Source organism: Aliifodinibius sp. S!AR15-10 (genome assembly GCF_031569985.1).
In the GTDB taxonomy this organism is placed as follows: Bacteria; Bacteroidota; Rhodothermia; order Balneolales; family Balneolaceae; genus JAMQKA01.
Genome location: NZ_JAMQKA010000081.1, coordinates 1 through 13,539, shown reverse-complemented (window position 1 = coordinate 13,539; position 13,539 = coordinate 1). Strand labels below are relative to the sequence as shown.

The 13,539-nt window shown below is 41.2% G+C and carries 7 protein-coding genes; all 7 read left to right on the top strand.

Annotation, left to right across the window (positions count from 1 at the left end; genetic code table 11):
* Positions 1-123: 123 nt before the first annotated feature.
* Positions 124-3,360 (top strand): SusC/RagA family TonB-linked outer membrane protein, encoded by a 3,237-nt coding sequence (locus tag NC796_RS25895; RefSeq protein ID WP_310688734.1) that lies wholly within the window; start codon positions 124-126, stop codon positions 3,358-3,360.
* Between the two features lie 44 nt (positions 3,361-3,404).
* Complete coding sequence (locus tag NC796_RS25890; RefSeq protein ID WP_310688732.1) at positions 3,405-4,907, top strand: RagB/SusD family nutrient uptake outer membrane protein; 1,503 nt, start codon at positions 3,405-3,407, stop codon at positions 4,905-4,907.
* Positions 4,908-4,956: 49 nt separating this feature from the next.
* Positions 4,957-6,786: an arylsulfatase gene (locus NC796_RS25885; RefSeq protein WP_310688731.1), complete on the top strand. Its 1,830-nt coding sequence runs from the start codon at positions 4,957-4,959 to the stop codon at positions 6,784-6,786.
* A 73-nt stretch (positions 6,787-6,859) separates the two neighbouring features.
* Positions 6,860-8,257: a sulfatase-like hydrolase/transferase gene (locus NC796_RS25880; protein WP_310688729.1), complete on the top strand. Its 1,398-nt coding sequence runs from the start codon at positions 6,860-6,862 to the stop codon at positions 8,255-8,257.
* 113 nt (positions 8,258-8,370) lie between these two features.
* Positions 8,371-10,185, top strand: a complete 1,815-nt coding sequence (locus tag NC796_RS25875; RefSeq protein ID WP_310688728.1) for an arylsulfatase — start codon at positions 8,371-8,373, stop codon at positions 10,183-10,185.
* Between the two features lie 349 nt (positions 10,186-10,534).
* The gene (locus NC796_RS25870) at positions 10,535-11,698 is read left to right on the top strand and encodes an acetylxylan esterase (protein ID WP_310688726.1); all 1,164 of its coding nucleotides are present in this window, start codon (positions 10,535-10,537) and stop codon (positions 11,696-11,698) included.
* 98 nt (positions 11,699-11,796) lie between these two features.
* Positions 11,797-13,338: a sulfatase-like hydrolase/transferase gene (locus tag NC796_RS25865; protein WP_310688724.1), complete on the top strand. Its 1,542-nt coding sequence runs from the start codon at positions 11,797-11,799 to the stop codon at positions 13,336-13,338.
* The last annotated feature ends 201 nt before the right edge of the window (positions 13,339-13,539 follow it).

The following is a 13,539-nucleotide window of genomic DNA, read 5'->3' as shown; positions in this document are numbered from 1 at the left end:
TAAGGAGTTGATCTTTGACTTGTTGAGAGAGGTCGGGAAAGGTGAGTTTATCCATGATGTTTTATTCGAAAAATACAAAAACCCAATCACATTTACCCCTTTTATTTAGTGGTAATGACACTAGTGTCCATAGAAAAGCTCCTGGCGTACCTGGAACAGGAAGAAAATGTCCAGTTTTCCTATAACAAGGAGCTGTTGGCTGGCAACTCCAAAGTTACAGTACGTTTGGAAAATGTCGGGCTTGACCAGGCGCTGGATGAAATTTTCAAGAATAGAGGCATTCAATACTATGCGCTCAATGATGGTTATATCGTATTGCGTGCCTCTAACCAAAAACAGGTTATTGAAACGGTTTCTGGTACCGTTACTGATGCCCAGTCAAATGAAATTTTACCTGGTGTAAATGTTACAGTAAAAGGAACTACTACGGGTACAGCCACGAATACTGACGGAGAGTATTCATTAAGTGTTCCTTCTTTAAATGATACACTTATGTATTCGTTTATCGGATACCAGACAACTGAAATACCTATTAATGGTCGAACGGAGATTGATGTTCAGCTTCAAGCTCAGGCTATCTCGGGGGAAGAGTTGGTCGTAGTCGGGTATGGTACGCAGCAGAGATCTGATCTAACGGGTTCTGTGGGTACAGTTGATGAGGAAGCATTCAAAGCAAGTTCACCAACTAGTCTGCAGGAGGGCTTATCAGGGAAAATAGCAGGAGTTAGTGTCTCTAAAAATTCGGGTAGACCAGGTAGTAGGGCTACGATAAGAATTAGGGGGAATTCTTCAATAACAGGTCCCAATGATCCATTATTTGTTGTTGATGGTGTTGTTCTCCCTCAGGCTAACTTGTCAAACGGCACTTCTCCTATCGATTACTTAGATCCAGGTAATATAAAGTCAATTGAAGTACTTAAAGATGCCTCTGCTACTGCTATATATGGAGCCAGGGGAGCAAATGGAGTAGTATTGGTAACTACAAAAGGGCCGGTACAAGATGGAGGAACTGTTTCATATGATGGTTCTTTTAGCGCAAGCAAGCTGCCTGCTTGGTCTAAGATAGGATTGTTAAACTCAGAGCAATTCCTGGCTGTTGAAGATTTGGCCTTCCAAAATGCAGCAAAATATGGTTTAGCCGGTAGTGTTGTGGATCCTGCTACTAAAAGAACAGATCCAAGGCTTTTCGATTCGTCGGGTAATCCATTGTATGATACAGACTGGCAAGAAGAAGCCCTTAGAACTGCACTTACGAACAGTCATAACCTCTCTTTTTCGGGAGGGGATAGAAATAATAGTTACACGGTTAACCTGGGATATAGAGATGAGGAGGGCATACTTGAGAAATCCTCTTTAAAGCGTTACTCAGGCCGTTTGAATATTAACAATCAGATAAATGATTGGCTAACTGCCGGTGCTACTATTAATTATAGCGTTCAGGAAGCCAGTCAGCCAAGGGCAGTAGGTGCTGGAGGCATTACTCCTACTAGATCAATTTTGCAAGCATTACCCATAACACCAGTTAGATATCCTGATGGTACTTTTGGAAGGACGTCTGATTATCCGGGAATGGAAGGTGGCGCTCAGCCGATTAGACTTGTTAATGAGACAAAACGAATTCTTGATGGTACGAATACACTGGCAGACGCCTTTGCTAATTTTGACTTGGCAGAGGGGCTGACATTAAGAACTACTTTTGGTTTAAATATCATAGACCAAGAAACTAAATTCTATGCCGGGGATGACCTGCGATTTATTTCCGATAATGGCAGGGCCGAAATATCTGATGAAAAAATTACATCCTGGCAATTTGAGAATTATTTGACCTATGAAACCGAAGTGCTTGAAGGGCATTCTTTCACCGGATTATTGGGATTATCGTGGGAGCGAGTTGACAATTTCACGAAATTTGCCAGGGCTGACGACTTCCTTGATGATTATTTTGAGTTTAATAATCTGGGAATAGCCTCTAATCCACGCCCACCCCAATCCGGTGCAAGTGCGCATAGCCTAAACTCATATTTTGCAAGGGTTAATTATACAATCGACAGCAAATACCTGTTCACAGTTACAGGGCGATTTGATGGTTCATCCAGATTTTCAGAAGATAATCAATATGCATTTTTCCCATCGGGAGCTATTGGATGGAGAGTATCGGAAGAAAAATTCATGGAGAACAGTTCCACAATATCCAACCTTAAACTACGCACTAGCTATGGCGTTACAGGTAATTCCGAAATACCGAACTACAGCACAGTCACAGGTTTAGGCAACTATTCATATATAGTCGGTGGTACCAGAGTAACTGGGGTTGGTTTAAATCAGATGGCCAATCCAAACCTGAAATGGGAAAAAAATACCCAAGTGGACCTGGGTGTCGAATTGGGGTTATTCTCGGATAGAGTAGAATTTGAAGGAGATATTTACTACAAAAAATCTGAAGATATGTTATTGGCTGCTCCGGTTCCATCTACCAGCAGTTATAGCACCGTTATCCGCAATATTGGCAGCATGGAGAATCGGGGTGTGGAATTAACTCTGAAAACTAGAAATATTAGCAAAAGTAATATCCTCTGGAGCACTTCTTTCAATATTTCTATCAATAAAAACAAGGTCCTGCACTTGACAGGTGGTCAAGATATTGTTCAAGGGGGTAATCCTGTAACAGGAAATAGGATCATTCGAGAAGGAGAACCCGTAAACTCTTTCTATGGATATATTCAGTTGGGAACCTGGAATACGGATGAAGCGGCTCAAGCTGCCCAATACAATCGGCTTCCAGGAGATATCAAATATAAGGATATCAATAGTGATGGCGCTATAAATGAACAAGATCGGGTTATCATCGGTAACGGCAATCCTGATGGTTATGGGTCTTTAATCAACAACGTGACCTATAAAAACTTCGATTTAATGGTTGATATCCAATATATGTATGGAAATGAGACTGCATTTAATTCAAGGGCTACTACTCTTGATAGAACTGGAATAACTAATGTTCTTACCGAAGTGCTTGATGCCTGGACTCCCAATAATCAGGACACTATGGTACCTGAAATTAGGCCAACGGCTGCCTATAAAGACAGGTTAAGTTCTACAGGAAGAATTGAAAATGGCTCGTTTATTCGGGGTAGAAATATAGTGTTGGGGTATAATTTTCCATCTGAATTGATACAAAAATGGGGCAAAATGAAAAATGTGAGAATATACGCCTCAATGCAGAATTTCTTTTTAATAGATGAGTATCCCGGCTTTGACCCTGAAGTATCATCATTTACGGGTAACTTCTCGCAAGGTGACGATCTGTACAGCTACCCCAAGCCCAGAGTTTTCCAATTAGGGTTAAGTTTTAGCTTATAATTCTGCCAAAAAAGAAATTAATTAATAATTCAAAGTATAAAACCATGAATATCAAAAGTAATATCTGTCTTTTATTATCGTGTGGTTTTTTGACAATTCTGTTGATGGGATGTGATAATTTCCTAAGTCATAAAGATCCATCCAATCTAAATACAGGTAATTATTTTACCCAACCTTCACATGCGGAAGGCATTGTTAATGCTACGTATGAAAGTCTTTACCCTGTACAATCTAACGCATCTTGGTTAATGACTGAATTGCGTACAGGTGCACTTAATTCAACGTTTACACCAAACGGTGGTTTCCCCGATTTTAAAATTATCAGTGATCTCCAGATGAGTGCCGATCATCCAGCTGTAAATAATTATTGGGTAAGCCATTATAGAGGAATCGGTAATGCTAACTTGGCAATTGCTGAAATTCCTAACATCGAAATGGATGCAACTACTCAAAATAGGCTGCTGGGAGAGGCACGCTTCTTACGAGCGTATTACTACTTTAATTTAGTACGAGTATTTGGTGAGGTGCCATTGATAACGGAATCGGTTGATTTAGGTAGTCCTGATTTAGAACCCTCTCGCTCATCGGTTGAATCGATTTATCAACTAATTGTAGAGGATCTGACTGCAGCTGAGAGTTCAGGTTTGCCATTTAATGATTCAAGTGGTAGAGTAACTTTGGGTGCCATAAAATCACTACTGGCAGATGTTTATTTAACAATGGCCGGTTATCCACTGCAGATGGGGACCGAATATTACACACTTGCTAGAGATAAAGCTAAAGAGGTAATCGATTCACAGGAATATTCACTATTTGATTCATATCTTCCGTTTCGGGAATCTTCTAATGACAATACTGGTGAACATATTTTTTCTGTACAGTATTTACAGGGGGAACAGAATAATGATGTTCTACAGATTGGCTTGCCTCCATTTAAGTTTGGTGTCTCAGCATATTCTTCTGAACAAGGTTTCGGATTTGCACGGGATGAATTTGTTGCATCTTATGAAGCAGGGGATAAAAGAGCAGAAGAAAGGGTGTTCTTTTTCACTAGTTATAGTTCTGAATCTGACCGCAATGAAACTGTTCAATTTCCTAATCAGTTCATATATAAATTTTGGGATGAACAAGCACATCTGAATACGGCACAGTCGGGGTTAAATTGGCAGGTAATTCGCTATGCTGATGTATTACTAGATTTTGCAGAAGCATCAAATGAGGTCACTGGCCCTACAACCGAAGCATATGAAGCTGTTAACAAAATAAGAAGACGAGCTGAACTGAATGATCTTTCAGGACTTACGAAAACAGAATTTCGAGAAGCAATATGGAAGGAGCGGTGGCATGAGCTGATTTATGAAAATGAAATATGGTTTGATATGGTTCGTACCAGAAAAGCTTATGATATTGAAGATGATGCTTTTAACGATTATGTAGGACATTCTTTTGTTGATGGTTCAACACTACAGGAAAGAGACCTGCTATTTCCACTGCCCACGAATGAACTCCGTAACAATGAGAATCTGACGCAAAATCCTGGGTATTAAATAAGGTTTAATCAATCTGCAATATTTTAAAAAATAAACATGACCTAACATGAAATTACTCTTCCAATTTATTGCTTGCTGGATTCTTATTCTAATTGCTGCTGGTCAGGTGTTGGGCTGGTCTGGCAGCCAAATGCCACAGGATCAAAAACCGAATGTTATTGTAATCATCACAGATGATCAGGGGTATGGCGATTTGGGTTTTCATGGAAACCCGATTATTCAAACGCCCTACATGGATAAGTTTTTTGAGGAATCTGTGGAGGCGACTAATTTTCATGTATCCCCAACCTGTACTCCCACCCGGGGTGCCCTGATGACTGGACGATATACCAATCGCGTGGGTACCTGGCACACGATCGGCGGACGATCCTTATTATTTGAAGATGAAACCATCCTTCCCCAAATTTTTGCCCAAAACGGGTATGCAACCGGCATGTTCGGCAAGTGGCATCTGGGGGATAATTACCCATTTCGACCCGGAGACCGAGGCTTTCAACAAGTGGTACGTCACGGGGGAGGTGGGGTCACCCAAGCCCCTGATTATTGGGGCAACGACTATTTCGATGATACCTACTGGTTCAATGGGGAACCCCGGGAAACGGAGGGATATGTTACGGATGTATTCTTTGAAGAAAGCCTAAAGTTTATCGAAGAGAACCGTGAGAGACCATTCTTTGCATATATCTCTACTAATGCTCCCCACGCTCCCTTTCATGTGCCAGAGGAATATTATAATCTATACAAAGGTGAGGATCAGCTTCTGGAGCGGCAAAAGCGATTTTATGGGATGATCACCAATATCGATGATAATCTTGGTCGCCTAGAACAAAAACTGCAAGAACTGAAGCTTGCAGAAAACACGATTGTGATATATATGACCGACAACGGGACGGCTGCCGGCTTTTCCCAAAGAGAAGGCAAGGATTATGGCTACAATGCCGACCTTCGGGGCACAAAGGGCAGTGAATATGAGGGGGGGCATCGCGTCCCGTTTGCTATTCGTTGGCCCGACGCCGGTATTGAAGGAGGGAAGGAGTTGCCCCATCTGCTGGCCCATATTGATGTGCTGCCCACCTTGGCCGATCTCGCCGGATTAACCTACGTAGAAACCAAGGAACTTGATGGCCGTAGCTTTGCTCCCTTGTTGCATGATGAGGATGCCACATGGGATTCCCGTACATTAATTGTCGACTCTCAACGCACCGAAAATCTTGTGAAATGGAGACGGTCGGCGGTGATGGATGATACCTGGCGACTCATCAATGGGCAGGAATTGTACCACATTAAAGATGATATTTCTCAACATAATGATGTGGCATCAGAGCATCCGGAGGTAGTCAACAGGTTGCGGGAAAGTTATAACAAGTGGTGGACCTCGCTGGCAGAACAGGGCGTAAACGAGCGGTATGCCTATATTAAGGCCGGAACCCGGTATGAGAATCCCGTTCGCCTCAGTTCGCATGATATGCACATATACCCGTACAAATACGTGTGGCACCAAAACGGGGTGCTAGAAGGTGTTCGCGGGAAAGGGAAATTGAAAATAGAAATCGCTGATGAAGGCACCTACCGGATAAGTCTGAGACGGTATCCCCGCGAGAGTGGACTTGCGTTTAACGAACAGGTGGCGGCAAGGAAAGAGTCGGTTGAGATAAGTAACCCCATGCCGGCCAGCCAGCAGCACAACCTGACGCATGCCAGCCTTTACATAGCAGGGATCAGTGAGACGAAGCCGATTCCAAGTGACAATGCTGAGGCAGTTCACTTTGAGGGATACATACCCGCAGGAAAATATGATGTAACTGCATTTTTAGAGGATGAGCAGGGGCGCGTGTATCCTTCCTATTATACATATATTGAAAGGATTAGTGACTAAATAACTCCATTTTAGCCAGAGTTAACTTAGGGGGTCTGCAAGCCCCCCTAAGTATTTGATAGGAAATAATGATATGTTTTTTATAGCTATAATAATTTTTCTTCTATTTAACATCTCTCTTGGACTATCACAGCATAATGTTGAAGAAGAAGTTAGGCCGAACGTTGTTATATTTTTAACCGATGATCAGGGTACGCTGGATGTTAATTCATATGGGGCAAAAGATTTAATAACTCCCAATATTGATCAGTTAGCTAAAGAAGGGATTCGTTTTACACAAGCGTATGCCCACACTGTGTGTGTACCAACTCGTGCCGGTTTGCTTACTGGGAGGTACCCACAACGAGGTGGGATCAACTCATGGACTCAGGGTAATGCCCACGCGGAGAAGGGCGTTAATATGTACCTTGATGAAGTAACCATTGCAGAAGTGCTCAAACGTCAGGGATACCAAACGGCCCTGTTTGGGAAATGGCATTTGGGAGCAGATTTAAATTATGGACCGCTATCTCAGGGGTTCGATTACTTCTATGGTCACCGAGGGGGATTTATCGATAATTTTCAACACTCCTTTCTACATGGCGAAGGATTCCATGACTTGTGGCGCAACAAAGAAGAGATATATGAAAACGGTCAATATTTCCCTAATCAAACGATTGAAGAGGCAAAGAAGTACATAAACAGGAATCTAGATAAACCAAAATTCTTATATATAGCATTAAATATTCCTCATTATCCAGAACAACCCTATGTTCACAAGCTAAAGTTTGAGTATGTATATGAAGATTTGGAACAACCCAGGCGTTCATATGCTCATATGGTATCCACGGCGGATTATCTTATAGGGGAGATTATTCAACATCTCAAAAATAAAGGGGAGTACGAGAATACTCTATTCGTATTTATGAGTGATAACGGGCATTCTGAAGAAGACTATCAGATTGGTATTGAAAACCATACTAGTGGACTACCAAAAGGTACAAACTACGGAGCCAATGGCGGTGGTGGTTTTACCGGTAAATGGGTAGGTCATAAGGGAACCTTTAGAGAAGGGGGTATCCGGGTACCGTTTATTATTAGTTATCCTGCTCGTTTACCCAAAAATGTAAAGCGGGATCAAGTAGTGACTAATATGGATATACTTCCGACCCTCTGCGATCTATTGCATATTCGTTTACCGAATAAGCGGCTGGATGGTTTTTCATTACTGCCGATCATTCAGGATAATGCCTCTTCTGCTTATAAGGACCAGGTATTACACTTTCAATGGCAAAATCAATGGGCCGTTCGTAAAGGAAATTGGAAACTAATTAGTGACAGAAATGAAGAATTACATTTATCAAACTTAGAAGAAGAAAATCCTGAACGTAAAAATTGGATATCAGAGTACCCCAAAATTGTTGAAAATCTTATGGAGATGCACAAAAGTTGGGCTCAGGAAATTATGTCTGACGGCGAGCTATTGAAATAAATTCGATGGTTATTAGCTGTGATAATCATCAGATACCGTAATGCCAACCTTTTCAAAAGGAATATAAACTACTATTGCCTTTAAAATGAAATAGTTAATCCATTAGCTCAATTATGCAAATCGATATTAATACATTAAGTATCAGATTATTCGTTTGTATATGGTTTTTTTACGGTTGGTATTTATCAGTACCAGAAAATAACGTGATTGCAAAATCCAAAGATGAACTTCCAAACGTCATCCTGATTCTGACTGATGACCAAGGATATGGTGATATAGCAGCACATGGCAATCCAACGATTAAAACACCGTATATAGATAAGTTCTATAGTGAAAGTGTACGTTTTACAAATTTTCATGTAGGTACGACCTGTTCACCCACCAGAGCCATGTTGATGACCGGCCGATATAATAATCGTGTAGGGGTATGGCATACAGTAGGGGGGAGGTCTTTACTGTTTCAAAATGAGACAACTCTTCCGGAAGTTTTTAAAAAGGCCGGTTATAAAACGGGCATGTTTGGAAAGTGGCATCTGGGGGATAATTATCCTTTTCTACCTCATAATAGAGGTTTTGACGAGGCGCTCTATCACGGCGGAGGGGCTATTTCGAACACGCCCGATTATTGGAGCAATGACCTGTTCGATGATACATACTACAAAAATGGAAAACCCCAAAAATATGAAGGGTATGCTAACAATATTTGGTTTAATGAGGCAATTAAGTTTATAGAAGAGAATAGGGATCATCCTTTCTTTTTATATATACCCACCAATGTACCTCATTGGCCCCACAGAGCGCCTGACAGATATGAACAAATGTACGCCCATCTTGGCCAGCAAGAAAAAGATAGAAAGCTTGATAAGTTTTATGGTCAAATAACCAATATTGATGATAATCTAAAGCGACTGGACCAAAGAATTAGGGAGCTTGGTCTACATAACAACACCATATTTATCTTTATGACTGATAATGGAACAGTAAAATCGTTCCATTATAATGCTGGAATGCGTGGACAGAAAGGCAGTGAATACGATGGAGGTCACAGGGTTCCATTTTTTATTCGATATCCAACTAAAGGAATTAAAGGTGGAACGGAGATAGATAAATTAACTGGTGTTGTCGATATTTTCCCGACCCTTGTTAATTTAAGTGGTATAGCCTCAGATGGGAAGATTGAGTTCGATGGGAAAAGTTTGGTTCCTCTGCTTAGAGGAGAAACTAAGAACTGGTCTGATCGGATTATGTTTGTTGATACCCAACGCCGGGAACGGCCCCAAAAATGGAAAAAAACAGCAGTATTAAAAGGGGATTGGCGTCTGGTTAACGGTTCAGAATTATACAACATTGAGAGTGATCCAGGACAAAAGAACAATATTGCCCACTCACATCCTGGCTTGATTTCTGAACTAACTGAGGCCTATAATAAATACTGGAATGATATAAGCACTAACTTTGGGAAAGTAGCCAGAATAAAATTAGGTGCTAAAGAGGCGAACCCAACATGGTTAAACACGCATGATATTCACGGGATGCCTCGTTGGCTGCAAGATCAAGTAGAAGTAGGTTTACCGGCAAATGGCTATTGGGCAGTGGAAGTAGTAGAAGCTGGCAGATATGAAATTACGCTGCGTAGATGGCCACCTGAGGTAAAGGGCAAAACTATAAACGAGAATTTATTTAGCTACTATCGAACTCGAAGGGATGGAACTATGAAAGAACTAAAACATCATGGTGCCACTTATGCTCGCTTAAAATTATCTGATTTTGACGTAGATAAAGAAATTTCCAACAGTGATACTGAAGTAACATTCTCCCTCAAGTTGGATAAAGGTAAAACTCGGTTACAAGCGTGGTTTGTAGATGGGAATACTGGAAGAGCTGTTTGGAGTGCCTACTATGTAGGTGTAAAAAGGTTAACCGATTAAAGATCGTCTACTTAGTTTTGCGTTAACTTTTCCAGTTGATTGAATTGGATCCGCTATTCAAAACGAGTGTTTTCTCTAAAAGCTGAGGGGGTCTACTGTAAGAAAGTACTATACATTTGTAATTGATCACTCCCTTTTTAGGGATAAATCTCCCACTTTAATCCCAAAATTTTTTTTCACATAGTCTAAGGGGCTGCAAAACCCCATAAAATTGATTCAGTCATTGTAGTCTTTCATGATAAATATCCAGTATTTTATATACCTATTCTTAATAATATTCTTTTCTATAACAAGCTTTTGCACTAGTCAAAGCTCTGAAAAAATAGTCCAGAATAAGGGACCGGAATGGGTGAATGGTTCACTCAGTGAAAGGGGAGTATTTAAAAGGCCCAATTTTACATTTACCAATCATTACGACCAGCATAAAAAGTATTCAAATATTAAGGGATTGTTTTTCGATGGGGTGTCTTATCATGGAAAACCAACAAAGGTTTTTAGTTGGTATGGAGTTCCGGAATCACTTGAACTAGGAGAAAAGGCTCCGGCCGTTGTACTCGTTCATGGAGGTGGTGGAACGGTTTTTCCTGATTGGGTAAAAAAATGGACAGACCATGGGTACATTGCAATATCAGTTGCACTTGAGGGACAGCTGCCAGGAGAGCGGAAAACTGACAGCAAAACCGTGATGAAATGGCCCACTCACAAATATTCAGGACCATATAGGCAGGGTTTCTTTCTTGATATCATGAATAAAAAGTTAGAAAACCAGTGGTTTTACCATGCTGTTGCAGATATCATTCTGGCAAATAGTTTAATCCGAAGTTTTCCTGAAGTTGATTCAACTCAAGTCGGTATTACTGGTATTTCATGGGGCGGCATCCTGACTAATGTTGTGACTGGAATCGATAATCGGTTCGATTTTTCAATTCCGGTTTACGGTTGTGGATATTTACATCAAGCTCCAACATATATGGAGCAGTTAAAATCCCATACTCCAGAGTCTAAACAGTTCTATCTCACTATTTGGGAACCTTCATTGTATATCCCCCTGCAGCAACAACCTACACTTTTTATTAACGGCACGAACGATGGCCATTTTTCCATGAATAGCTTTACGAAAACATACAACGCATCCGATACTAAAAAGTATCTTCATCTTGAGCATGAAATGAAGCATGGACATTATGCTGGATGGAATAAGGTGATTATTTACAGTTTTGCAGACTATATAACAAAGGAAAGTGAAGCCCCCTTAAACTTATCCTACAAAAAAGATGAAGGTACTGAAATTGATTATGAGGGTGAAGTAAATCAAGCCGTGGCTTATTTCACCACTGATACAGCTAATTGGGGTGGTAACCATTACAAATGGATCGAAACAGAAGCAAAAGTTTCAAAGTCAAATAAAACAATATCTACAGAACTACCGGATAGCGCATTATACTATTTTATTAATGCTACTTCTGATGACGGCTTGACCTACAGCACACCTATGAGGAAAGTGATGAAATAATTTTAGAGGATTAGAGCTTCTAGTAATTTTTGATTTTCTGTTATCAAGCAGCACATTAAATAAAATAGATTAACAATAGGATAAAGCGAATTATTGATATGAACTTAAAAACAGGTTTGCTATTAGTTGCATTTTTCTACTTGGCAGGTTGCCAGGAGGAGGCAGCAGAAACGCAGCGTCCCAACATTATCTACCTGATGGCCGACGACCAGCGGGCCGATGCTTTTGGATTTGCAGGGAACGACCATATTATTACCCCCAACCTGGACAAATTGGCCTCCGATGGTGTAACATTTAAAAATGCTTATCATGTAGCTCCTATCTGCCAGCCCAGCAGGGCCTCCGTTATGACGGGGCAATATTTGAGTGGCCATGGTGCCGGTTTCGACAGGCCGACCAACTACATCCTGACCAGTCATGAGTTTGAACATACCTACCCGGTCCAACTCCGTGAGCACGGGTATTTTACCGGATTTATTGGTAAGTTCGGGTTTGCTGTTGGGGGGACCAAAAAAGTAAAAAATGATGGTTTTGAGAATAAACAGGAGTATATGCCCACAAATTATTTTGACGTCTGGAATGGGTTCCCGGGACAAGGAGGTTATTTTCCCCAACAAAATAAATTCAATGGGTACGAAAACAGGTCCGGAGCTACTCACCTGACGGAATTCATGGCCGACCAGGCAACAGAATTCCTTCAAAAAGCACTGAGTTCAGATAAGCCTTTTGCCCTGTCTATCAGTTTTAAAGCTCCACATGCTCCCTTTACTCCTGCCAAAGAGTTTCGGGCAATGTATGACAGCGTTTCTATTCCCCGTATGGTCAACGATGAATACCAGTTCCATCAAAAATTGCCCCAAGTGGTTCAACAGAAAAGCCGCAACGCCCAGTGGTATTTCGGGAGATCGGAAGATTATTACGGAAATGAGGTAGGATACCGCCGCGATTGGCATATCGAAGTAGATAGCATATACCAAGAGTTTATAAAAAACTATTATGCGCTTATTACGGGGGTAGATCACGCCGTAGGTCAAATCAGAGAGGAGCTTGAGCAGCTGGGTGTCGATGAAAATACGGTGATAATCTATACCTCGGACAACGGCTTTTTTGCCGGTTCCAGGCAGCTGATGGGGAAGGCACTGCTCTATGAAGAATCGGTCAAGGCCCCCATGATTGTCTATGATCCAAGGCAAGAAAGTAGAGCAGGAATACAGACCAGAAAAGGCTTAATATCACACGTGGACATCGCCCCAACGATCCTAGACTTGGCCGGTGTCAATACTCCGGAAAGTTATCCGGGTAAGAGTTTTCTGCCTCTTGTATACAACGAAAAGGAGCAAATACATGAGGCCGTATATGGGGAAAATAATTTTGATAACTTTTATCCCATCAAGTCGGAAGTGCAGAATCCTGAACAGTACCAGTCCATACGATCCCGGTTTGTCCGAACTCCGGAATTCAAGTACATCCGCTACCACGAAAACCAACCGGTCACGGAAGAACTCTTTAAGGTCAGCGAGGATACCCTGGAAACCGATAACCTAATTGTTGAGCAGGAGTATAGCGAAATAGCTGAAAAGCTGAGAAGCAAAATGGATGCATTTGAAGATCAGTATATTAATCAGCGTTCTTTTCCCTGAAAAACCAAAAAGGCTTGATCAATAACCAAGAAACTTAATGCATATTAAATGAATGATTTACTGCATTTATTAATACTAGTACTTAGATTCATAAATCAGCGTAATTATCCGACAGCTTTCCCGGTTTGACGAACTTCTTTTTCCATTCAAAGGGTGCGGCCTGTTTATTGTGCGCTTTGGTAAACGCATCGATCGTCCGGC

Excerpts from the sequence above, each read along its gene's own strand:
- NC796_RS25890 (WP_310688732.1), top strand. The coding sequence starts at position 3,405 with ATGAATATCAAAAGTAATATCTGTCTTTTATTATCGTGTGGTTTTTTG.
- NC796_RS25885 (WP_310688731.1), top strand. The coding sequence starts at position 4,957 with ATGAAATTACTCTTCCAATTTATTGCTTGCTGGATTCTTATTCTAATT.
- NC796_RS25880 (WP_310688729.1), top strand. The coding sequence starts at position 6,860 with ATGTTTTTTATAGCTATAATAATTTTTCTTCTATTTAACATCTCTCTT.
- NC796_RS25875 (WP_310688728.1), top strand. The coding sequence starts at position 8,371 with ATGCAAATCGATATTAATACATTAAGTATCAGATTATTCGTTTGTATA.
- NC796_RS25865 (WP_310688724.1), top strand. The coding sequence starts at position 11,797 with ATGAACTTAAAAACAGGTTTGCTATTAGTTGCATTTTTCTACTTGGCA.